Origin of the sequence: Serratia sp. CY56464, assembly GCF_052168435.1 — a bacterium.
Lineage (GTDB): Bacteria > Pseudomonadota > Gammaproteobacteria > Enterobacterales > Enterobacteriaceae > Serratia > Serratia marcescens.
In genome coordinates this window covers 2,616,889-2,638,862 of sequence record NZ_JBJNMV010000001.1, presented here as the reverse complement: position 1 = coordinate 2,638,862, position 21,974 = coordinate 2,616,889, and the positions used below count along the sequence as shown (strand labels likewise).

General features: G+C 57.7%; 19 protein-coding genes. 10 read left to right on the top strand and 9 right to left on the bottom strand.

The annotated features are described in order from the left end of the window. Window positions 1–171: 171 nt before the first annotated feature. The 7 genes from cyoE to ACJ8KE_RS12820 all read right to left on the bottom strand — a co-directional run bounded on the left by cyoE (window position 172) and on the right by ACJ8KE_RS12820 (window position 7,516). Window positions 172–1,062, bottom strand: coding sequence for a heme o synthase (gene cyoE / locus ACJ8KE_RS12850; protein ID WP_015376842.1), 891 nt, complete (start codon window positions 1,060–1,062; stop codon window positions 172–174). Window positions 1,063–1,079: 17 nt separating this feature from the next. Further along, entirely contained in the window at window positions 1,080–1,418 is a 339-nt protein-coding gene (locus ACJ8KE_RS12845) for a cytochrome o ubiquinol oxidase subunit IV (RefSeq protein ID WP_016928864.1), read from the bottom strand. After that, entirely contained in the window at window positions 1,418–2,032 is a 615-nt protein-coding gene (locus ACJ8KE_RS12840; protein ID WP_004940367.1) for a cytochrome o ubiquinol oxidase subunit III, read from the bottom strand. Before ACJ8KE_RS12840 ends, ACJ8KE_RS12845 begins: the two co-directional genes overlap by 1 nt. Further along, entirely contained in the window at window positions 2,022–4,013 is a 1,992-nt protein-coding gene (cyoB, locus tag ACJ8KE_RS12835) for a cytochrome o ubiquinol oxidase subunit I (RefSeq protein ID WP_004940366.1), read from the bottom strand. Before cyoB ends, ACJ8KE_RS12840 begins: the two co-directional genes overlap by 11 nt. A gap of 3 nt (window positions 4,014–4,016) precedes the next feature. After that, the gene (cyoA, locus tag ACJ8KE_RS12830; RefSeq protein WP_004940365.1) at window positions 4,017–4,967 is read right to left on the bottom strand and encodes a cytochrome o ubiquinol oxidase subunit II; all 951 of its coding nucleotides are present in this window, start codon (window positions 4,965–4,967) and stop codon (window positions 4,017–4,019) included. A 440-nt stretch (window positions 4,968–5,407) separates the two neighbouring features. Beyond that, window positions 5,408–6,886, bottom strand: a complete 1,479-nt coding sequence (gene ampG, locus ACJ8KE_RS12825; protein ID WP_048795897.1) for a muropeptide MFS transporter AmpG — start codon at window positions 6,884–6,886, stop codon at window positions 5,408–5,410. Window positions 6,887–6,937: 51 nt separating this feature from the next. Continuing rightward, the gene (locus ACJ8KE_RS12820) at window positions 6,938–7,516 is read right to left on the bottom strand and encodes a lipoprotein (protein WP_004940363.1); all 579 of its coding nucleotides are present in this window, start codon (window positions 7,514–7,516) and stop codon (window positions 6,938–6,940) included. A gap of 314 nt (window positions 7,517–7,830) precedes the next feature. On the opposite strand from ACJ8KE_RS12820, the gene bolA reads away from it, so the two are divergent. From bolA to ACJ8KE_RS12775, 9 genes are all read left to right on the top strand, one after another. Further along, entirely contained in the window at window positions 7,831–8,145 is a 315-nt protein-coding gene (bolA, locus tag ACJ8KE_RS12815) for a transcriptional regulator BolA (RefSeq protein WP_004940361.1), read from the top strand. Between the two features lie 367 nt (window positions 8,146–8,512). Further along, window positions 8,513–9,817: a trigger factor gene (gene tig, locus ACJ8KE_RS12810; RefSeq protein WP_004940358.1), complete on the top strand. Its 1,305-nt coding sequence runs from the start codon at window positions 8,513–8,515 to the stop codon at window positions 9,815–9,817. Between the two features lie 438 nt (window positions 9,818–10,255). Further along, entirely contained in the window at window positions 10,256–10,879 is a 624-nt protein-coding gene (clpP, locus tag ACJ8KE_RS12805; protein ID WP_016928858.1) for an ATP-dependent Clp endopeptidase proteolytic subunit ClpP, read from the top strand. A gap of 143 nt (window positions 10,880–11,022) precedes the next feature. Next, a complete protein-coding gene (gene clpX, locus ACJ8KE_RS12800) occupies window positions 11,023–12,294 on the top strand; it encodes an ATP-dependent protease ATP-binding subunit ClpX (protein WP_004940354.1) in 1,272 nt (423 codons plus the stop codon). A gap of 194 nt (window positions 12,295–12,488) precedes the next feature. Then, window positions 12,489–14,843, top strand: a complete 2,355-nt coding sequence (gene lon / locus ACJ8KE_RS12795; RefSeq protein ID WP_004940352.1) for an endopeptidase La — start codon at window positions 12,489–12,491, stop codon at window positions 14,841–14,843. 216 nt (window positions 14,844–15,059) lie between these two features. Further along, complete coding sequence (gene hupB, locus ACJ8KE_RS12790; protein ID WP_004940351.1) at window positions 15,060–15,332, top strand: nucleoid-associated protein HU-beta; 273 nt, start codon at window positions 15,060–15,062, stop codon at window positions 15,330–15,332. 178 nt (window positions 15,333–15,510) lie between these two features. Beyond that, the gene (gene ppiD, locus ACJ8KE_RS12785; protein WP_079450875.1) at window positions 15,511–17,394 is read left to right on the top strand and encodes a peptidylprolyl isomerase; all 1,884 of its coding nucleotides are present in this window, start codon (window positions 15,511–15,513) and stop codon (window positions 17,392–17,394) included. Between the two features lie 138 nt (window positions 17,395–17,532). Next, window positions 17,533–17,907 carry a ComEA family DNA-binding protein gene (locus ACJ8KE_RS12780; protein WP_016928856.1) on the top strand — a complete coding sequence of 125 codons (375 nt, stop codon included), beginning with the start codon at window positions 17,533–17,535 and terminating at the stop codon, window positions 17,905–17,907. Window positions 17,908–18,061: 154 nt separating this feature from the next. Further along, a complete protein-coding gene (locus tag ACJ8KE_RS12775) occupies window positions 18,062–18,475 on the top strand; it encodes an acyl-CoA thioesterase (protein ID WP_004940344.1) in 414 nt (137 codons plus the stop codon). Window positions 18,476–18,511: 36 nt separating this feature from the next. On the opposite strand, the gene queC is transcribed toward ACJ8KE_RS12775, so the two are convergent. Both queC and ACJ8KE_RS12765 read right to left on the bottom strand, forming a co-directional pair. After that, window positions 18,512–19,210 carry a 7-cyano-7-deazaguanine synthase QueC gene (queC, locus tag ACJ8KE_RS12770; RefSeq protein WP_016928855.1) on the bottom strand — a complete coding sequence of 233 codons (699 nt, stop codon included), beginning with the start codon at window positions 19,208–19,210 and terminating at the stop codon, window positions 18,512–18,514. 115 nt (window positions 19,211–19,325) lie between these two features. Continuing rightward, on the bottom strand, window positions 19,326–21,041 hold the full coding sequence (locus ACJ8KE_RS12765; RefSeq protein WP_079450876.1) for an SgrR family transcriptional regulator: 1,716 nt from the start codon (window positions 21,039–21,041) through the stop codon (window positions 19,326–19,328). A gap of 104 nt (window positions 21,042–21,145) precedes the next feature. Between ACJ8KE_RS12765 and cof the strand changes: the two genes are divergently transcribed. Then, window positions 21,146–21,970, top strand: a complete 825-nt coding sequence (gene cof / locus ACJ8KE_RS12760) for an HMP-PP phosphatase (RefSeq protein ID WP_049299678.1) — start codon at window positions 21,146–21,148, stop codon at window positions 21,968–21,970. Window positions 21,971–21,974 lie beyond the last annotated feature (4 nt).

Here is a 21,974-nt window from a genome sequence, read left to right as displayed (position 1 = left end):
CAGACGTTGAGACAGCGCCTGATGGCATGATTTCTGTAAAGCTGCGTCATTTTAGTGTGCGGGGCAGGGGGGGTAAATCGAATGTTGTTTAACAGATATTACAGTTTGGCCGCTTTTCGGCGTGACAAATAAAATGGGCCGCAAAAGCGGCCCATTCACAGATGATTTGGCTTACCAAACGTAGGTCACCAGCGCTTCAGGCGCCGCCGTGGCGCTGAAGTCGATCGACATCATCACGCTCAGCGAGGTGATGGCGACGATGGAGAACACGAACAGTTTACGCGCCCAGACACTGTCGTTTTCGGTCTTGTAACCGCGCAGCGCCATGCCCAGCCACCATACGCTCACCGCCGCAGCGACGATCAGGTACTTGTAGCCGGCATAACCTACCAGGGTCAGCATCAGCGTGGCGATCATAAATGCCAGGATGTAGACCGTGATGTGGTTCTTGGCGACGGAAATGCCTTTCACCACCGGCAGCACCGGAATGTTGGCCGCCTGGTAATCTTTAAAGCGGAAGATAGCGATCGCATAAGAATGCGGCATCTGCCACAGGCTAAAGATAGCCAGCAGGATCAACGCGCCGGCGTCGAACTCGTTGGTCACCGCGCAGTAGCCGATAACCGGCGGCGCGGCGCCCGACAGGCTGCCGATCAGCGTGCCGTAGACCGAATGGCGTTTCATGTACAGGCTGTAAACGCCGACATAAACCACGAAGCCCATCACCGCCAGCCACATGGCCAGCGGGTTGGCCGCGATATACAGCAACGCGAAGCCCGCAATACCCAACACGGTCGCATAAACCAGGGTGACACTCGGCGCGATCAGGCCTTTTACCAGCACCCGATTCTTCGTTCTCTCCATTTTCTTGTCGATGTCGCGGTCGATGTAGTTGTTAAACACACAGCCCGACGCGACCACCAACGAGACACCCACCAGGGTGGCGAGAAACAGGGGATAGTCGATGCTCCCTTTGGAAGCGAGCAGGAATCCCCCAACGACAGAAATTAAATTGCCGAAAATAATTCCTGGTTTAGTGACTTGCAGGTATTGCTTAATCATCACGTGCAGCTCAGCTCTTAATCGACCATCATATTGATGTTGAGGTTGTACATAATCCAGAGTGAACCTACAACAACGATACCGATGATCATAGCGGTGAACAGCAATGCCACCAGGTTCCAGCGCTCTTCCGATGAGGTGTTCATGTGCAGGAAGTAAACCAGGTGAACAATCACCTGGATAACCGCCATACCGACAACAACCGCCAGGATGGTGGAATGAGAGGCGGAGCCGTTCATTACCATCGCAAATGGAATTACCGTCAGGATGATCGACAGGATAAAGCCGATCAGGTATGACTTCACGCTGCCGTGGCTTGCGCCGCCGTGAGAGGTTTCATGGGATGAATGGCTCATTACATAACCCCCAGCAGGTAGACAACGGTAAATACGCAGATCCAGACCACGTCCAGGAAGTGCCAGAACAGGCTCAGGCACATCAGGCGGGTTTTGTTGGTCGCGGTCAGGCCGAACTTGCTCACCTGAATCATCAGCACGATGATCCAAATCAGGCCGGAAGTCACGTGCAGACCGTGGGTGCCGACCAGCGCGAAGAAGCTGGACAGGAACGCGCTGCGATCCGGACCGAAGCCTTCGGCGATCAGGTGATGGAATTCATAGATTTCCATCGCCACGAAGCCCAGACCAAACAGGAAGGTCAGGAACAACCAGGTGTTTACACCGCCAACTTTACCTTTGTTCATGGCGATCATCGCCATGCCGTAGGTGATGGAGCTGAACAGCAGCAGGAAAGTTTCGACCAGGACAAACTTCAGGTCGAAGATGTCTTTGCCTGAGGGACCGCCAGCGGTCCCGTTCACCAGGACTGCATAAGTCGCGAACAAGCTCGCAAACAAAATACAGTCGCTCATCAGGTAGATCCAGAATCCGAAGACTTTGGTCTCTCCCGCGTCATGGTGCCCATGCTCTGCATGGGCTGCGTTATGATTGGTCAGAGTTTCAGTTGACATGGTTCACGCCTGCTTTACGGATTTGTTCGTAGTGTTGGTTCTCAATGCGCTCGATTTCATCAACCTGCACATAGTAGTCAACATCGTGATCGAAGCTCTTGCCGATCCAGACAACGATCATACCGATGAAGCCGGCCAGAGCCATCCACCAGATTTCCCAAATCATTGCGAAACCGAATACCAGGCTGAAGAAGGCGATGATAACGCCGGCGCCGGTGTTCTTAGGCATATGAATCGGTTCGTATTTAGCCGGTTTCTTATACGCTTCGCCTTTTTCTTTCATGTCCCAGAATTCATCACGGTCATGAATCTGCGGCACTACGGCAAAGTTATAGAACGGCGGTGGAGACGAGGTTGACCACTCCAGAGTACGAGCACCCCATGGGTCACCGGTCAGATCGCGGTTCTGTTCGCGGTCACGGATACTGACGAAGATCTGGGTCAGCTGGCACAGGATGCCGCAGGCGATCAGCGCCGCACCGCCGGCTGCAACCAGCAGCAGAGGGTGGAACTCAGGGTTGATGTTCTGGCTGATACGACGGGTCATGCCCATAAAGCCCAATGCGTACAGCGGCATGAAGGCGGTGAAGAAGCCGATGATCCAGAACCAGAACGCGCGGATGCCCCATTTTTCGTTCAGCGTGAAGCCGAAGGATTTCGGGAACCAGTAGGTCAGGCCCGCGAAGCAACCGAACACCACGCCGCCGATGATGACGTTGTGGAAGTGAGCGATCAGGAACAGGCTGTTGTGCAGCACGAAGTTCGCGCCCGGCACCGCCAGCAGAACGCCGGTCATACCACCCACGGAGAAGGTGATGATGAAGCCAACGGTCCACAGCATCGCGGAGTTGAGCTTGATACGGCCCTGATACATGGTGAACAGCCAGTTGAAGATTTTCACCCCGGTCGGGATGGAAATGATCATGGTGGCGATACCGAAGAAGGCGTTAACGTTCGCGCCGGACCCCATGGTGAAGAAGTGGTGCAGCCAGACGATGAACGACAGAACGGTGATCGCGATGGTTGCCCATACCAGTGAGGTATAGCCGAACAGGCGTTTTCTGGAGAAGGTCGCGGTGACTTCGGAGAACACGCCGAACACCGGCAGAACCAGGATATACACCTCTGGGTGACCCCAGGCCCAAATCAGGTTGATGTACATCATCATGTTGCCGCCCATATCATTGGTGAAGAAATGGGTGCCCAGATAGCGATCCAGGGTCAGCAGCGCGATGGTGACGGTCAGAATTGGGAAAGAAACGATGATCAGGACGTTAGTACACAACGCCGCCCAGGTGAACACCGGCATCTTCATCATAGGCATGCCAGGGGCACGCATCTTCAGAATGGTGGCGAAGAAGTTCACGCCGGTCAGCAGGGTACCCAGACCGGAAATCTGCAGACTCCAGATCCAGTAATCGACTCCGACGCCAGGACTGTACTCTTTACCCGACAGCGGCGGATACGCCAGCCAACCGGTCTGAGCGAATTCACCGACCCCCAGGGAGATGTTGATCAGCACAACGCCCACCACGAAGAACCAGAAGCTCAGGGAGTTCAGGAACGGGAAGGCGACGTCGCGCGCACCGATTTGCAGCGGCACCACGACGTTCATCAGGCCGACCACGAAAGGCATCGCCATGAAGAAGATCATGATAACGCCGTGCGCGGTGAAGATCTGGTCGTAGTGGTGCGGCGGCAGGAACCCGGCTTCGCCGGCGGACGCCAACGCCTGCTGGCTACGCATCATGATGGCGTCGGCGAAGCCGCGCAGCAGCATGACCATCGCCACGATGATGTACATGATACCAATTTTTTTATGGTCGACCGAAGTCAGCCATTCGCTCCACAGCCACTTCCATTTGCCGAAATACGTCAGCAGCGCCAGCACTGCCAAGCCCCCGACAATAATTGCGGCTACGGTGACCATGATGATCGGTTCGTGGTACGGAACCGCATCAAGTGTTAATTTTCCCAACATCAGTTATTCCTCGGCTCCGGCGTGAGCAGCATGTTCACCCATGTCCATACCTTGGCTCATGTCCATGCCTTCGTGCGCGCCAGCGCCCTTGTGCATATCCATGTCGCCCATGAATTTGGCAATTGTTTCTTTGAACAAATTCGGTTTGACAGCGGCAAAGTACTCAACCGGGTTGTTTTCACTCGGCTCTGCCAGTTTGTTAAAGTCGTCGGTGGTGTTCAGGTTTTTAGACGATGCCTTCACCTTGGCCACCCACTGATCGAAGTCGCCTTCGGTCGGGGTAACGATCGCGGTGAATTTCATACCGGAGAAGCCTGCGCCGCTGTAGCTGCTGGAGATACCTTTGTAGGCACCGGCTTCGTTGCCGATCAGGTGCAGTTTGGTCTGCATGCCGGCCATCGCATAAATCTGTCCACCCAACTGCGGGATAAAGAACGAGTTCATTACCGAGTTAGAGGTGATCTTGAATTCGACTGGAACATCTTTCGGGAAAGCCAGCTCATTAACGGTCGCAATGCCTTGTTCCGGGTAGATGAACAGCCATTTCCAGTCGAGCGACACCACTTCGATCGTCATCGGCTTCTTGTCAGTGACAATCGGCTTGAACGGATCGAGTTCGTGGGTGGTCTTCCAGGTAATGGTGCCAAGGATGGCGATGATAATGATAGGAATGGTCCAGACGACCGCTTCGATCTTGTTGGAGTGGGCCCAGTTCGGACTGTACTTGGCGTCTTTGTTGGAAGCGCGATACTTCCAGGCAAAGGCGAACGCCATGAAGATAACTGGCACCACTACGATCAACATCAACGCGATTGCAGTGATAATCAGTGTCCGTTGCTCAACACCAATTGCTCCTTTGGGATTCATCAAAACCATATCGCAGCCACTGAGCAATACAGTGCCTGCGATTAATGACAGCATCCCAATACTTTTATTGTATTTCTTAAGTCTCATCTAACGACCTCAATAACAAAGGCTCAATTGTCGTTTCATGTGTGCGGGCATTTTACGGGAAGGTTGCAGTACTGTAAACATGCTTAAGGGAGTGTCAGCGGCTTGTTGACACTTTCTGTTAAGGGGGTCACAGATGTAACCCTGCGTGACAATTTACCAATGACAACAACGCGTTGGCACGCTGAATCGTGACGAGCAGCCCGTATGTTAAGGAAAACTAAAGGTATGATGAATTTGGCGAAGAAATGCGCGGCGGGGAAATACGCAGAAAAGGTTTATTTAATGTAAAATAATTGTGTCTTAAAGGTGAATTTAATTTTATTTCCGAGCGCGGCAGTCGGATAAAAAAATAATTTCCGCGCCGATTATCTTTTTTTACCGAAATAAATATACCCCCGGATCGCTTTTTTTTCGGCCGGCGAAATCACCGGCCGTTCAGATTATGCCAAACGGGTGCGGCGCAGGGCGAGGTAATCCAACGTACTGCCCATTGCGACGCCGAGCAGGCTCAGCGCGGCACCGACCTGCAGCAGCCGATCGGCCAACTGCGGGGCCTGCGTCCAATCCAGCGCATTGGCGATAAGCAACAGCAACCACAGGCCCAACAGCGAACAGCCTAGCGTCAGCAAGCGCAGTGCCCAACGGTAAGATTCTGAAAACTCGGTGCGCGGCATAAAATTGCCATGCTGCTGGGTGTGCTCCAGCGTCTGACGACAGATACCGAGCAGCAGCAAGCCGGGCAGGGCAGCGGCGATAGAGAACAGGTAGAACAACGGCCAACCGTGGGCTTCGACGAACCAGCCGGCGATCGGGCCGACATAGACACGCCCTACGGCGGACAGCGCCGACAGCAGCGCGAACTGGGTGGCGGAGAACGACCGGTTGCACAGCGTCATCAGCAACGCCACGAAGGCCGCGGTGCCCATGCCGCCACACAGATTTTCGAGGAAGATGGCGCTGCCCATGGTGAGCAGGCTCTTGTCGGTCACCGCCAGGATCCAATACCCGAGATTGGAGACCGCCTGCAGGACGCCGAACAGCATCAGCGCGCGGAACAGGCTGAGACGCTGCATCAGCACGCCGCCGAACAGGGCGCCGACGATGGTCGCGAACAGGCCGAGGGTTTTGTTCACCAGCCCGACTTCACCGGCGTCGAACCCCACGCCGCGGATCAGGAAAGTGGTGCTCAGGCTGCCGGCGAAAGCGTCGCCCATTTTGTACATCACGATCAGCAGCAGGATCAGCCAGGCGTTGTTGCGGCCGAAGAAATCGCGCAGCGGCGCGACGACCGCCTGTTCCATGGTGCGCGGCGCCGGGATGTTTTCGTCCGGCTCCGGCGCCAGCAGCGTGGCGGCCACGCCGATCAGCATCAACCCGGCCATCAGCCAGTAGGTGGCTTGCCAGCCGAAATAGCGATCCGCCAGCCACAGCGCCAGGCCGCCGGAAACCAGCATCGCCAGCCGATAACCCAGCACCGAGATCGCCGCGCCCGTGCCCCGTTCTTCGGCTTTCAGCAGATCGGTTTTATAGGCGTCGAACACGATATCTTGCGAGGCGGAGCAGAACGCCACCAGCACCGCCAACGCCGCCAGCCACCACAGGTGCTGCGCGGGCTGCATAAAGCCCATCGCCACAATCGCCGCCACCAGCAACAGCTGGCTGATCAGCAGCCAACCGCGCCGCCGCCCGAGAAACGGCGGGGTATAACGGTCCATGAACGGCGACCAGAGGAATTTGAAGACGTAGGCCTGGCCCACCAGCGAGAAGATGCCGATGGTTTTCAGATCGATATTTTCGACGGTCATCCAGGCTTGCAGCGTGCCGGAGGTCAATGCCAGCGGCAGACCCGACGCGAAGCCCAGCAGCAGCAGAATGGCGGAGTTACGCTGGGTGAAGATGTTCAAATAGTGTTTCGACATGAGTTCCCTGTCTGCGCCGCCCGATCCGCCGGGCGGCACAAGGCGCGGCGATTAACGCGCGTTTTGCTTGATGAAATCGTTGACGCTGGTGTCCTGAGCCATGTCGGCGATCACGTCGCCCAGCACGGAGTTGACGGCGTCGGTGATCTTCTCGTTGGTCGCCGTGAAGGCGCCCTGCACGTTATAGGTCGAGCGGTAATTCTTCACCTGCTTGTTGCCGTTCTTCGCCTGGGCGATGATCGAGATGTCGGCTTTGGTGGTGATGTTGTAGCGCAGGTTACCTTCGGCGACGTCCGCGTACAGATTATTGACGACGATTTGCAGCGCCACCGGGCCGTCGGCGCCGATCATGTAGCCACGTGCGCCCATCTGTTTCTCCAGCACTTCCTGCAGCAGGAAACGCAGATCGCGCGATGGCGTCAGCGTGACCAACTGGCCGTCGCGGTTCACCTTGGCCAGCGCCTGGTCGGTGCGCTGATCCGCGCCGTTGATGCTGACAGTGATGCCCTGCAGGGTAGGATCCTGCTGCGGCAGAACGATTTTCGGCGTGACGTTCAGGGTGTTGCTGCTGGTCGCGCAGCCGGCCAGCAGCAGGGCGGCCAGCAAAGGAAGACAAAGTTTCTTTAACATGTTTTCTGTCTCATTCTCGATGGATTTAGCAATAATCAGAGCGGGATAGCCGACAACAAATTGCCGACATCATAGCATCGCCGCCGTGCGGTGGAAGCGCGGAAGGCGCCTGAGTGACAAATTTTTACCTGCCGTTGATAAAAACACGCTTTTTTGGCCCGCTCAATCGGATAATCCCCCAAGCGGCGGGGATGGCGCTCATCATTTGACCGCAGAAAAGAGAAATTTGTCCCGGCGATGGTCTAAACGGGGGAAAACCGGCTAATATTGAACTAGATGGGCACGGTCCTCTGCCGGTGTTGTAAGGAGATCCTATGATTCGCGAGCAAATAGAAGCAAAGTTAAGGGCGGCGTTTGAGCCCGCGTATCTGGAAGTCGTTGATGAAAGCTATCGTCATAACGTTCCGGCGGGTTCAGAAAGCCATTTCAAAGTGGTATTGGTCAGCGATCGCTTCGTCGGCGAACGTTTTTTGACGCGCCACCGCTCCATCTACGGCGTATTGTCGGAGGAGCTGGCGGACGGCGTACACGCGCTGGCGCTGCATACCTATACGCTCAAAGAGTGGGAAGGTCTGCAGGATACCGTGCCGGCCTCGCCGCCGTGCCGCGGCGCGGGCACGCTGGCCTGAGGGGGAAATTTTCAGGTATCAGTGGAACTTTGCCCTTGAATTAGGGTATTACTACTGACGAATTTTGAAACGGCCTGCGGGCCGTTTCTGTTTTTGACGACGACACGGCCGACGCGCAATGTGGCCAACGTTCGGTCTGTTTTGGCGGCCTTTTGGCGATCGAATCGGCAAAAGTGTGAGTTTTAGCGCGCCTGCGCCGCCTAGCTTTCCTCGACTCGCCACGCATGCGCCGCTATAATGTCGCGTCTTATTTTTCCGGAATGGTTTCGGGACGCTTCTGTCATCAGGGAACTCGGTTCTTATCTGTAGCCGTCCTGGTTCTTGGAACGGAGTTGACCGAGCACTGTGATTTTTTTGAGGTAACAAGATGCAAGTTTCAGTAGAAACCACTCAAGGCCTTGGGCGCCGTCTCTCTATTACTGTACCGGCTGATACTATCAAGCAGGCGGTGAAGAAAGAGCTGATCAACGCAGCGAAAAGCGTGCGTATCGACGGCTTCCGCAAAGGCAAAGTGCCGATGAACATCGTGGAACAGCGTTACGGCGCCTCTGTTCGTCAGGACGTGCTGGGCGAAGCGATGCAGCGCAGCTTCGTTGACGCGATCATCAAAGAAAAGATTAATCCGGCCGGCGCACCAAACTACGTGCCGGGCGAGTACAAAGAAGGTGAAGACTTCACTTTCGCCGTTGAGTTCGAAGTGTATCCAGAAGTTGAGCTGAAAGGCCTGGAAAACATCGAAGTTGAAAAACCCGTGGTTGAAGTGAACGACGAAGACGTCGACGCGATGCTGGATACCCTGCGCAAGCAGCAGGCAACCTGGAAAGAAACCGATCGCGCAGCGGAAGCTGAAGATCGCGTGACCGTTGACTTCACCGGTTCTATCGACGGTGAAGAGTTCGAAGGCGGCAAAGCGTCCGACTTCGTGCTGGCAATGGGCCAGGGCCGCATGATCCCAGGCTTCGAAGAAGGTCTGGTTGGTCACAAAGCGGGCGAAGAGTTCTCCATCGACGTGAATTTCCCGGAAGACTACCACGCGGAAAACCTGAAGGGCAAAGCGGCCAAATTCGCTATCGTGCTGAAGAAAGTTGAAGAGCGCGAGCTGCCGGAACTGACCGAAGAGTTCATCAAGCGTTTCGGCGTGGCGGACGGTTCCGTTGCCGGCCTGCGCACCGAAGTTCGCAAGAACATGGAGCGCGAGCTGAAAGGCGCCGTGCGTAACCGTATCAAGTCTCAGGCGATCGACGGCCTGGTGAGCGCGAACGAAATCGACGTGCCTGCTGCCCTGATCGACGGCGAAATCGACGTGCTGCGTCGTCAGGCTGCACAGCGTTTCGGCGGCAACGAGAAGCAAGCGCTGGAACTGCCACGTGAACTGTTCGAAGAGCAAGCGAAACGCCGCGTAGTGGTTGGCCTGCTGCTGGGCGAAGTGATCAGCACCAACGATCTGAAAGCTGACGAAGACCGCGTGAAGACGCTGATCGAAGAAATGGCTTCTGCCTACGAAGATCCAAGCGAAGTCATCGAGTTCTACAGCAAAAACAAAGAGCTGATGAACAACATGCGCAACGTGGCTCTGGAAGAGCAAGCGGTTGAAGCCCTGCTGGCAAAAGCGAAAGTGACTGAAAAAGCCACTACCTTCAGCGAGCTGATGAACCAGACTCAACAGGCGTAATGCCGGCGTGCCGGGCGCGATGAACGGCGCCCCCGGTTTCGCCTGGCGAACCGGCGCACGATGAAAAAGCCCGCAACCTCAGGTTGCGGGCTTTTCTTTTTGCCACGTTGCTGATTAATCTCAGGTTAAGCGGGTTAATATGCACTATATTTACCCTGTTGCCTGGGGAACTGGCTGGCATGATAACGGTCAGATTAACGGCATCGTTTTCGGCGCGCGGAGAAAATCGGCCCCTGGGCTTGAAATTGCGCCGCGATCCCCCAATCTGTAAAGAATGATTCTGGGGCTGTTTGCCAAAGTGCGCGGGATAAACTAACCGTCGGGTACGTGCGGCGCGGGTCGAATGCTTGAGCATAGTCATCATGGCCGTTCTCAAGTAGAATCGGCGTATTAGGGTGACACCCTGGCCGCCAAGGCAATTTCTATTAGGAGACGGTAATGTCATACAGTGGCGAACGAGATCAATTTGCACCGAACATGGCGCTGGTGCCGATGGTGGTAGAGCAGACTTCACGCGGGGAGCGTTCTTACGACATTTATTCCCGCCTGCTGAAAGAGCGCATCATTTTCCTGACCGGCCAGGTGGAAGATCACATGGCCAACCTGATCGTGGCGCAAATGCTGTTCCTCGAAGCGGAAAGCCCGGAAAAAGACATTTTCCTCTACATCAACTCGCCGGGCGGGGTGATCACCGCGGGCATGTCGATTTACGACACCATGAAGTTCATCAAGCCTGACGTCAGCACCATCTGTATGGGCCAGGCGTGCTCGATGGGCTCCTTCCTGCTGACCGCGGGCGCCAAAGGCAAACGTTTCTGCCTGCCGAACTCGCGCGTGATGATTCACCAGCCGCTGGGCGGCTACCAGGGCCAGGCGACGGACATCGAAATCCACGCGCGTGAAATCCTCAAGGTGAAAGCGCGCATGAACGAACTGATGGCCGAGCATACCGGCCAGCCGCTGGAGCAGATCGAGCGCGACACCGAACGCGATCGCTTTATGACCGCGGAAGAAGCCGTGGAATACGGCCTGGTTGACGGCATTCTGACACACCGCAGCTAGAACCACGCGGCGCCGATGGACTATAGTAATCAGAGTGGGCAGGGGCTCGCTCTGTTGTAGCCCCTCGGCGTTCCCGATATGAGTTTGGGCGCACTGCCGCCGTGATTTTCCTGCGGGACAAGACTAAAGAAGAGGTTTGACTGATGACAGATAAGCGCAAAGACGGTTCAGGAAAGCTGCTGTACTGCTCTTTTTGCGGCAAAAGCCAGCATGAAGTGCGTAAGCTGATTGCCGGGCCGTCAGTGTATATCTGCGATGAATGTGTCGATCTGTGTAACGACATTATTCGCGAAGAGATTAAAGAAGTTGCCCCGCATCGTGAGCGCAGTGCGCTGCCGACGCCGCACGAGATCCGCCACCACCTGGATGACTACGTCATCGGCCAGGAGCAGGCGAAGAAAGTGCTGGCGGTTGCGGTGTACAACCACTACAAACGCCTGCGCAACGGCGATACCAGCAACGGTATCGAGTTGGGCAAGAGCAACATCTTGCTGATCGGCCCGACCGGCAGCGGCAAAACTCTGCTGGCGGAAACGCTGGCGCGCTTCCTGGACGTGCCGTTCACCATGGCCGACGCCACCACGCTGACCGAAGCCGGTTATGTGGGCGAGGACGTGGAAAATATTATCCAGAAGCTGTTGCAAAAATGCGACTATGACGTGCAGAAAGCGCAGCGCGGCATCGTTTATATCGATGAAATCGATAAGATTTCCCGTAAGTCCGACAACCCGTCGATCACGCGTGACGTCTCGGGTGAAGGCGTGCAGCAGGCGCTGCTGAAGCTGATTGAAGGCACCATCGCCGCGGTTCCGCCGCAGGGCGGGCGCAAGCATCCGCAACAGGAATTCCTGCAGGTCGATACTTCCAAGATCCTGTTTATCTGCGGCGGCGCATTCGCCGGCCTGGATAAGGTGATCGGTCAACGCGTCAACACCGGCTCCGGCATCGGCTTCGGCGCGACCGTCAAGGGCGAGTCCGAGAAGGCCACCGAAGGCGAACTGCTGCTGCAGGCCGAACCGGAAGATTTGATCAAGTTTGGTCTGATCCCTGAGTTCATCGGCCGTCTGCCGGTGGTGGCGACCCTGAGCGAGCTGAGCGAAGACGCGCTGATTCAGATCCTGAAAGAGCCGAAGAACGCCCTGACCAAGCAGTATCAGGCGCTGTTCAATCTGGAAGGCGTGGAGCTGGAGTTCCGCGACGAAGCGCTGAACGCCATCGCCAAGAAAGCCATGGCGCGCAAAACCGGCGCACGCGGCCTGCGTTCCATCGTGGAAGGCGCGCTGCTCGACACCATGTACGATCTGCCGTCGATGGACAGCGTAGACAAAGTGGTGATCGACGAGTCGGTGATCGCCGGCCAATCCAAACCGCTGCTGATTTACGGCAAGCCTGAAGCCCAGGCGTCTGGCGAATAATTAGCCAGTTAAACCAGCGCGTTATCAGCAAAATGGGGGATTTCATCCCCCATTTCTTTTTCCTGCATTCTTGCCGTTGAATGTAAGAGATTCATCCCCATATACTCATTAACCAGATTTTATGAAACGTTAGATGCTTGCGTCTCATGAGATTCCCCCTCAACCTGGCGGAAATTAAACTAAGAGAGAGCTCTATGAACCCTGAGCGTTCCGAACGCATTGAAATCCCCGTTTTGCCATTGCGCGACGTGGTGGTTTATCCGCACATGGTGATCCCGTTATTTGTTGGCCGGGAAAAATCGATTCGGTGCCTCGAAGCCGCAATGGATCACGATAAGAAGATCATGCTGGTGGCACAGAAAGAGGCCTCAACGGATGAACCTGGCATTAACGACTTGTTCTCGGTCGGCACCGTAGCGTCGATCCTGCAGATGCTGAAGCTGCCGGACGGCACGGTAAAAGTGCTGGTCGAGGGGCTGCAGCGCGCACGCATCACTACGCTGTCCGACAGCGGTGAGCATTTCGCCGCGCAGGCGGAATACCTTGAGTCGCCGGCTATCGACGAGCGCGAGCAGGAAGTGCTGGTGCGCACCGCGATCAATCAGTTTGAAGGCTATATCAAACTGAACAAAAAAATCCCGCCGGAGGTGCTGACTTCACTCAACAGCATCGACGACGCCGCGCGCCTGGCGGACACCATCGCCGCCCATATGCCGCTGAAACTCAGCGATAAGCAGTCGGTGCTCGAGATGTCCGACATCACCGAGCGTCTGGAATACCTGATGGCGATGATGGAATCGGAGATCGACCTGCTGCAGGTTGAGAAACGCATCCGTAACCGCGTCAAGAAGCAGATGGAGAAGAGCCAGCGCGAGTACTATCTGAATGAGCAGATGAAGGCGATTCAGAAAGAACTGGGCGAGATGGACGACGCGCCGGACGAGCACGAAGCGCTGAAGCGCAAGATCGATGCGGCGAAAATGCCGAAAGAGGCGCGCGAAAAAACCGAAGCGGAACTGCAAAAGCTGAAGATGATGTCGCCGATGTCGGCGGAAGCGACCGTGGTGCGCGGCTACATCGACTGGATGCTGCAGGTGCCGTGGAATGCGCGCAGCAAGGTGAAAAAAGACCTGAACAAGGCGCAGGAAGTGCTCGATACCGATCACTACGGCCTGGAGCGCGTCAAGGATCGCATCCTCGAGTACCTCGCGGTGCAGAGTCGCGTCAGCAAAATCAAGGGGCCGATCCTGTGTCTGGTGGGGCCGCCGGGCGTGGGTAAAACCTCGCTGGGGCAGTCGATCGCCAAAGCGACCGGTCGCCAGTACGTGCGCATGGCGCTGGGCGGCGTGCGTGACGAAGCGGAAATCCGCGGTCACCGTCGTACCTACATCGGTTCGATGCCGGGCAAACTGATCCAGAAGATGGCCAAGGTTGGGGTGAAGAACCCGCTGTTCCTGCTGGATGAGATCGACAAGATGTCTTCCGACATGCGCGGCGATCCGGCTTCCGCTCTGCTGGAGGTGCTGGATCCGGAACAGAACGTGGCGTTCAACGACCACTATCTGGAAGTGGATTACGATCTGTCCGACGTGATGTTCGTCGCCACCTCGAACTCGATGAACATTCCTGCGCCGCTGCTGGACCGTATGGAAGTGATCCGCCTGTCGGGTTATACCGAGGACGAGAAGCTCAACATCGCCAAACAGCACCTGCTGCCGAAGCAGCTTGAGCGCAATGCGCTGAAAAAAGGCGAACTGACGGTCGACGACAGCGCCATCATCGGCATCATTCGCTTCTACACCCGCGAAGCCGGGGTGCGTAGCCTGGAGCGTGAAATCTCCAAGCTGTGCCGTAAAGCGGTGAAAACGTTGCTGATGGACAAGAAGCGCAAGCATATCGAGATCAACGGCGACAACCTGAAGGATTACCTGGGCGTGCAGCGCGTCGATTACGGCCGTGCGGATACCGAAAACCGCGTGGGCGAAGTCACCGGGCTGGCGTGGACGGAAGTGGGCGGCGATCTGCTGACCATCGAAACCGCCTGCGTGCCGGGCAAAGGCAAGCTGACCTACACCGGTTCTCTGGGTGAAGTGATGCAGGAATCGATTCAGGCGGCGCTGACCGTGGTGCGCGCGCGCGCGGAGAAATTGGGCATCAACGCCGATTTCTACGAGAAACGCGACATCCACGTGCACGTGCCGGAAGGGGCGACGCCGAAAGACGGCCCGAGCGCCGGTATCGCGATGTGCACCGCGCTGGTCTCCTGCCTGACCGGCAACCCGGTACGCGCCGATGTGGCGATGACCGGCGAGATCACGCTGCGCGGTCAGGTGTTGCCGATCGGCGGCCTGAAAGAGAAACTGTTGGCGGCGCATCGTGGCGGCATCAAAACCGTGCTGATCCCTTACGAGAACAAGCGCGATCTGGAAGAGATTCCGGACAATGTTATCGCCGATCTGGAGATTCATCCGGTGCAGCGAATCGATGAAGTTTTGAACATTGCGTTGCAAAACCCGGCCTTCGGCGCACTGCCGGTAGCGGCAAAATAGTGACGAATCGCAAAAACCATTGATAAAACTTATACTGGCAAGCCATTTCGGACTTGCCAGTATTTTTTTGTACCGCTAAGTTAGATCTCTGTCGGCCCGCGTTTTGTCACCCAGTCGGTGGCTTGCCAAGGTTCGATGGGATTGATATAACAGCTGCGCTGTCGCAACCGTAGGGATTTTTCGGTGCGACGATAGAATTCTAGAGGGGATGATAGAGTGAATAAGTCACAACTGATCGACAAGATTGCCGCAGGTGCTGATATTTCCAAAGCGGCAGCGGGACGTGCTTTAGACGCAGTAATCGCTTCCGTTACCGACTCCCTGAAAGCAGGGGATGACGTGGCTCTGGTAGGTTTCGGTTCCTTTACCGTGCGTGAACGTTCGGCCCGTACCGGCCGCAACCCGCAGACCGGTAAAGAGATCAAGATCGCGGCAGCCAAAGTACCTGCCTTCCGTGCAGGGAAAGCGCTGAAAGACGCTGTAAACTGATTTAGCGTCTAACCGTTTAGCGTAACAGGGTTTTGTAATAAACAATCACCTGACGCAGCGGTGCTGGTAAGGTAAGATACAAGGCGCATCGGACTGATGCGCTTTTTTTATTTTTGTCGCAGGGAACGCGCCTGCGCAAGGGTTGTTAATCCACATCACAGCGGAGTGTTGTCACACTATGATGGACAATTTACGCGCGGCTGCCAATCACGTCGTGCTCAAAATCATCCTGGCCCTGATCATCCTGTCATTCGTTCTGACCGGGGTGGGTAACTACCTGATCGGCGGCTCCGGCGATTATGCTGCGAAAGTAAATGGTCAGACGATCGAACGCGCTCAGCTGGAACAGGCTTTCCAAAGCGAGCGCAGCCGCATGCAGCAGCAGCTGGGTGACCAGTTCTCTGCGCTGGCCGGCAACGAAGGCTACATGCAGCAGATGCGCCGTCAGGTGTTGTCCCAGTTGATCGACAACATGCTGCTCGACCAGTACGCCAAAAAGCTGGGCCTGGCGGTCAGCGACGATCAGATCAAGGACGCCATCCGCAAGGCGCCTTACTTCCAGACCAACGGCCAGTTCGATAACGCCAAATATCTCGATCTGATCGGCCGCATGGGTTACACCGCCGACAACTTCGCGCAGTCGATGCGTCAGCAGTTGGTCAATCAGCAGGTGATCCAGGCCTTCGGCGAGTCCGGTTTCGTGCTGCCGTCTGAATCGCAAGCCATGGCGGCGCTGGTGCTGCAGGAGCGCGACGTGCGCCTGGCGACCATCGATTTGAAAGCGCTGCAGGCGAAACAAAGCGCCGGCGACGACGAACTGAAGGCGTATTACGATCAGAACAAGAACAGCTTCATCGCCCCGGAGCAGGTGAAGGTGAGCTATATCCCGCTGGACGCCGCGTCCATGCAGGACAAGGTGAAAGTGAGCGAAGAGGACATCAGCGCTTACTACGACCAGCACAAGAGCAGCTACGGCCAGCCTGAGCGTAAAAACTACAGCGTGATCCAGTTGAAAACCGAGGCGGAAGCCAACGCGGCGCTGGACGAGCTGAAGAAGGGCGCCGATTTCGCCACGCTGGCGAAAGAGAAATCCACCGACATCATCTCGCGCCGCACCGGCGGCGAACTGGGGTGGCTGGAGCCGGAAACCACCGCCGATGAGCTGAAGCAGGCTAACCTGACCGAGAAAGGGCAGCTGTCCGGCGTGGTGAAATCCTCTGTCGGCTTCCTGATCGTGCGTTTGAACGACATCGAACCTGAGAAACTGAAACCGCTGAGCGACGTGCATGACGCTATCGCCAAGCAGGTGCAGCAGGAGAAAGCGGTAGACGCGTATTACGCGCTGCAGCAGAAGGTGAGCGAAGCGGCGACCAGCGACAACGAATCTCTGGCCTCGGCTGAAGAAGCGGCCGGCGTGAAAGCGGCGCAAAGCGACTGGTTCACCCGTGACAACATTCCTGCCGCGCTGAACTTCAAGCCGGTGGTGCAGGCGATCTTCGACGGCTCGCTGATCGGCGAGAACGGCGCGCCGGGCAGCAACTCCGACGTGATCACCGTAGACGGCGACCGCGCCTTCGTGGTGCGCGTGAGCGGCCACAAGCCGGAAGGCATCGAACCGTTCGACCAGGTAAAAGACCGCGTGGCGGAACTGGTGAAACGCAACAAGGCGCTGCAGGCAGCGAAGCTGCAGGGCGAGAAGCTGTTGGTTGAGCTGAAGCAGGGCAAGGGCGACGAAGCGATGAAAGCCGCCGGCCTGAGCTTTGGCGCCGTGCAGAAGATGGCGCGCGCGCCGGAAGACAGCCAGCTGGTGGAGAGCGTGTTCGCGCTGCCGCACCCGCAGGACGGCAAACCGGTGTACGGCATGTCGCAGGATCGCCAGGACAACGTGGTGCTGATTGCGCTTGATGCGGTGAAGCCGGGCACGCTGCCGGAAGACGAAATGAAAACCTTCGTCGGCAAGATGGTAGAGGGCGCGACCGGCGTCTCCTTCGATTCGCTGCTGGCGAGCCTGCGTAAAGAAGCCAAGATCAAAATGGGCGCCTCTGAGCAACAGCCTCAGTAATCGCCGCATTTTTCTGCAACGCAGTGCAACAAACAAAGGCCGCTTTCGCGGCCTTTTCCATATCTGATATCCGTCGATTGCTGAATATCCGCCGCCGCGGCAAGGTAGCCGTGCTGTCACACACAAGGAGGATACAGCATGCAATATTCAGAGAAAAAAGCGTTTTTCGGTTACCGTCGTCACGTTAACGCCGCGCTGACCGCGCTGTTGTTATGCCTGGCCGGGCCGGCCGCCGCGGTGGAAAAAAACGAGGCGCCCATGCTCTCAACACCGGTGGGCAATGGCGGGCAATCGGTGATGACCAAGGCAACCGAAGAGGCGGCGGTCAGCATCAATCAGGCCACCGCCGAACAGCTGGCCGCCGCCTTGAGCGGCGTCGGTCTGAAGAAGGCGGAAGGCATCGTGCGCTATCGCGAACAGAACGGGCCGTTCACCCAGGTTGAGCAGTTGCAGGAGGTGCCGGGCATCGGGCCGGCGCTGTTTGAGAAGAACCGCACCCGGCTGAAAATGTGATCCCGGTCGCGGCTGCGTGGCAAAAGGCCGCTGAGGCCGTGACTCCTCTGCTACATTTTACAGGTCTTACCAGTTTGGCGCGTTGACCAAACGGGCGAGGGAGCCAGCGTGGCTCCCTCTTTCTGTAATCACCAGGCAGGAGCGATCGTTCCCTATGCAAACCTTTATCAAAGTTCGCGGTTATCACCTTGATGTTTACCAGCACGTTAACAACGCCCGCTATCTGGAGTTTCTGGAAGAGGCGCGTTGGGAGTGGTTGGAGAACGAAGCCGGGTTCCGCTGGATGACGGAAAACAACATCGCTTTCATCGTGGTGAACATCAATATCAATTACCGCAGCCCGGCGGTATTGGGGGATAAGCTGCGTATCGACAGCCAGATGGTGCAGCTCAACGGCAAGAGCGGGGTGCTGAGCCAAAAGGTGACGCAGGATCCGGCGGGGACGCCGGTGGCAGACGCGCTGCTGACTTTCGTGTGCGTCGATCTGAAAACGCAGCGGGCGCTGCCGATCGAAGGCGAATTGCGCGAGCACCTGGAGGCGCTCACGCTGAAGGATAATCCGCAGTAAGCTCACGGGCGGCAGAGGCTGCCGCCGTCACTGCCCTCAGGCCAGGCCGGCTTTCTGTTTCAACGCCGCCATCACTTCTGCCTGGTTGGCCCGGTACTGCGTCAGGCCATTGGCGCGCAGGTTGCAGGCGGCGCACTCGCCGCAGCCGTCACCCTTGATGCCGTTGTAGCAGGTCAGCGTATCCTGGCGTACGCGATCCAGCTGGTGGTAATAATCCGCCAGCGCCCAGGTCTCGGCCTTGTTCAGCCACATCAGCGGCGTTTCGAAGCGGATATCGCGGGCGATGCCCAGCGTCACCGCCTTGTTCAGCGCTTTAACGAACTCGTCGCGGCAATCCGGGTAGCCGGAGAAATCGGTTTCACACACGCCGGTGATCACCGCTTCCGCTTCGACCTGGTAGGCGTAGATCGCCGCCAGCGTCAGGAACAGGATGTTGCGGCCCGGCACGAAGGTGCTCGGCAGCGCATTTTTCTGGTTGGGATCGTAGGCGGGAACCGGAATATTGTCGCGCGTCAGGCTGCTGACGGCCAGCTCATTGAGCAGCGTCACGTCCAGCACCTTGTGCGCCTTGGCGCCGAGGGCTACCGACAGCGCTTGAGCCACTTCAATCTCGGCGCGATGGCGCTGGCCGTAATCGAACGTGACGCAGTGAACTTCGTCATACTGTTGCAATGCCTGGATCAAGCAGGTCGTGGAGTCTTGTCCACCGCTGAAAACGACAACCGCGCGCTTCATAAAATCACCTTTTTGGGCTTTGGCCTCTCCCGATACACATTCGGGCGGCAGGATAAAAATTGCGTTGCGGCGACAATAGTAGCAGAAAGGGCCGCCAGGCGCAGGGCGGTTCGGCTCAGGCCGGTGCGTCATCCACCGGCGGCGGCAGCCACGCCTGGCAAAAATCGAACCAGCCGTGCGCGGTCAGCGTCACGCCATGCATGCGCGGCGGTGCGCTGATCTGATACTGGTAGTGAAACAGCGGCGTGATGATGGCGGCGGCCATCAGCTGTTGATAATAGGCCTGCAGTTGTTCGAAGCGCGGTTGCTGCGCCTGCAGCTGCTGGATCTGCCGCAGCATATCCTGTTGCTGCTGCCAGCGGCTTTCCGTGAGGATGCCGCGCCACAGCGTATCCTGACGCAGCCAGCTCTCCAGCGTCGCCTCCGGCGCCTCGCCGATCAAGTTGTCCGCCAGCAGCAGGTCGGCCTGGGCGATCTGTTCCTCGCTTTGCCAGCGCTTGCCGGCGTAGTAGCGCACTTCCAGCTCGCAGCCGTGCTGCGCGAGCAACCGCTGTAGCGCGGCCGTCACCGTTTCCAGCTCGACCGGCGGCCGATACAGCAGCGTCAGCCGGGCGGGCAGGGCGACGTCCTCTTCGACCTGTTGGTGCGGGATGCGCCAGCCGGGCAGCATTTCATGGCTGGGGGTGATCACGCTGTTGGGGATCGGCAGATGGTTCAGCAGGCCGGACTGCTGGATCAGCATCAGCAGCTTTTGCCCCTGGGCTTCGCTCAGCACGCCGTGGCGCAGGTTCAGCGCCAAATAACACCAGCCCAGGCTCATGCTGCGCTGCACTGGCCGGGCCTGCGCCAAATCGTCTTGCTGGCCTATGGTGATGCGTACCGGATGCTGGCAGCTGGTGTCGGCGCCGGCGGTGGGCAGATCGGGGGTGATCCAGTATTCGATGGTGTCCAGATACGGATGCTGCAGATGGTAACCGGCGTGCTGTTCCAGCCGCACCAGCTGCGGTTCATTCAACGTCAGCTTGAACGGGCCGGCGCCGATGGCCGGCAGCTCCGGATGGGTCATCAGACAAGGCAGCTCCGCCAGCCGGTGGGCCAGCCAATAGTCCGGCAACTGCAGATCGAACTGAATGCACAGCGGATGCGGCAGGCTGATGCGCGCGACGTTAGTCAGGCTCGGTTGGCTGCGCGGATGGCGCTGCAGTTTTTCCAGCGTTTGCAGCAGCTGGTGGCCGGTCAACAGTTCGCCGTTGTGCCAGCGTAGCTGGCTGCGCAGAAAGAAGCGCCAGCGCAGGCCGCGATCGCTAATCTGCCAATGGTGCGCCAGATCGGGTTGCGGTTCCGGGTTACCGGTCATCAGGCGCGTCAGTCCGGCGTGCAGGGTCGACACCAGATGTTGTTCGGCGCGGCCGGTCAGCGTGAGCGGGTCGAGCGCCTCCAGCGTGCGGTAATAGGGAATGCGCAGCGTCGGGCTGCCGGCCTGCCATTGTCCGCCGAGGTGCGGGCTGAGCAGATCCTGCAGGTGCTGCGGATCGAGCTGCGCCATCTCCAGCGCCCCCTGATGATTGCCCTGTTGCAACAGCTGCTGCAACAGCTGCGCGCGCAGTTCATCCGGGGTTTTCAGGCAGTGCAGGCGAGCGCGTTTGCCGCGGCCGGGCTGCGAATGCCAGCTCAGCCAGCCTTGATCCTGCAGCTGTTGCACCAACGTGCGGGCATGGCGTTCGCTGCAGTAGAACATCGCCGCCAGCTCGCCGATGGTCACGGCGACCGGCGCGCTGCCGAGCTGATGGTACAGGCGTTGATATTGGCTGAGACGGTGAACCAGGCGCATGGGCAGAAATCCGGAACAGTTTTCTCAAATTGTTCACTATTACTTCCGCAAATGCCATCCCATACTGCAGTGATTGTAATCGCGTTCACATTCAAGAGGTCTTTATGTATCGCCTGGCAGCTTTCGATATGGACGGCACGCTGTTGATGCCGGATCACCGGGTTGGTCCGGAAACGCTGGCGGTGCTGAACCAGCTGGTGGAGCGGGAGATGGTGGTGACGTTCGCCACCGGGCGGCACTACCTCGATGCGCAACCGATCATGGCGCAACTGGGGCTGCACGGTTACCTGATCACCGGCAACGGCACGCGGGTATATGACAACCGCGGCCAACAGCTGCACGCCACCGACCTGCCGGCGGAGATTGCCGAAGAGGTGCTGCATCATCATTGGCGCACCCGCGCCAGCATGCATGTATTCCGCGACGAAGGTTGGCTGACCGAGTTTCCCGTGCCGGAAGAGATGCTGCGGGCGCACCACCTGAGCGGCTTTCGTTTTCAACTGGCCGATGTGCGCCGTCTGCCGGCGTTCGGCAACAGCAAGGTGTGCTTTGTCGCGCCGCATGAAGAGTTGCTGGCGTTGCAGGTGCAGCTGCGGGCGCAGTTGGGCGACGAGGCAGACCTGTGCTTTTCCGCCTACGACTGTCTGGAGGTGCTGCCGCTCGGTTGCAACAAAGGCACGGCGCTGGAGCGGCTGAGCCGTCATCTGGGGCTGACGATGGCCGACTGCATGGCGTTCGGCGACGCGATGAACGACAAAGAGATGCTGGGAGCGGTGGGGCACGGCGTGGTGATGGGCAATGCCCTGCCGCAGCTGAAATCCCTGCTGCCGCAGCTACCGGTTATCGGCCATTGCCAACAACAGGCGGTGGCCCACTATTTACAACATTGGCTGCGTTCACCTTGCCTCACCTATTCCCCCGAAGAATGAGGTT

What these genes read in the sequence shown, in the direction of transcription:
- cyoE (WP_015376842.1), bottom strand. Translation starts at nt 1,062, where the DNA reads ATGATTAAGCAATACCTGCAAGTCACTAAACCAGGAATTATTTTCGGC.
- ACJ8KE_RS12845 (WP_016928864.1), bottom strand. Translation starts at nt 1,418, where the DNA reads ATGAGCCATTCATCCCATGAAACCTCTCACGGCGGCGCAAGCCACGGC.
- ACJ8KE_RS12840 (WP_004940367.1), bottom strand. Translation starts at nt 2,032, where the DNA reads ATGTCAACTGAAACTCTGACCAATCATAACGCAGCCCATGCAGAGCAT.
- cyoB (WP_004940366.1), bottom strand. Translation starts at nt 4,013, where the DNA reads ATGTTGGGAAAATTAACACTTGATGCGGTTCCGTACCACGAACCGATC.
- cyoA (WP_004940365.1), bottom strand. Translation starts at nt 4,967, where the DNA reads ATGAGACTTAAGAAATACAATAAAAGTATTGGGATGCTGTCATTAATC.
- ampG (WP_048795897.1), bottom strand. Translation starts at nt 6,886, where the DNA reads ATGTCGAAACACTATTTGAACATCTTCACCCAGCGTAACTCCGCCATT.
- ACJ8KE_RS12820 (WP_004940363.1), bottom strand. Translation starts at nt 7,516, where the DNA reads ATGTTAAAGAAACTTTGTCTTCCTTTGCTGGCCGCCCTGCTGCTGGCC.
- bolA (WP_004940361.1), top strand. Translation starts at nt 7,831, where the DNA reads ATGATTCGCGAGCAAATAGAAGCAAAGTTAAGGGCGGCGTTTGAGCCC.
- tig (WP_004940358.1), top strand. Translation starts at nt 8,513, where the DNA reads ATGCAAGTTTCAGTAGAAACCACTCAAGGCCTTGGGCGCCGTCTCTCT.
- clpP (WP_016928858.1), top strand. Translation starts at nt 10,256, where the DNA reads ATGTCATACAGTGGCGAACGAGATCAATTTGCACCGAACATGGCGCTG.
- clpX (WP_004940354.1), top strand. Translation starts at nt 11,023, where the DNA reads ATGACAGATAAGCGCAAAGACGGTTCAGGAAAGCTGCTGTACTGCTCT.
- lon (WP_004940352.1), top strand. Translation starts at nt 12,489, where the DNA reads ATGAACCCTGAGCGTTCCGAACGCATTGAAATCCCCGTTTTGCCATTG.
- ppiD (WP_079450875.1), top strand. Translation starts at nt 15,511, where the DNA reads ATGATGGACAATTTACGCGCGGCTGCCAATCACGTCGTGCTCAAAATC.
- ACJ8KE_RS12780 (WP_016928856.1), top strand. Translation starts at nt 17,533, where the DNA reads ATGCAATATTCAGAGAAAAAAGCGTTTTTCGGTTACCGTCGTCACGTT.
- ACJ8KE_RS12775 (WP_004940344.1), top strand. Translation starts at nt 18,062, where the DNA reads ATGCAAACCTTTATCAAAGTTCGCGGTTATCACCTTGATGTTTACCAG.
- queC (WP_016928855.1), bottom strand. Translation starts at nt 19,210, where the DNA reads ATGAAGCGCGCGGTTGTCGTTTTCAGCGGTGGACAAGACTCCACGACC.
- ACJ8KE_RS12765 (WP_079450876.1), bottom strand. Translation starts at nt 21,041, where the DNA reads ATGCGCCTGGTTCACCGTCTCAGCCAATATCAACGCCTGTACCATCAG.
- cof (WP_049299678.1), top strand. Translation starts at nt 21,146, where the DNA reads ATGTATCGCCTGGCAGCTTTCGATATGGACGGCACGCTGTTGATGCCG.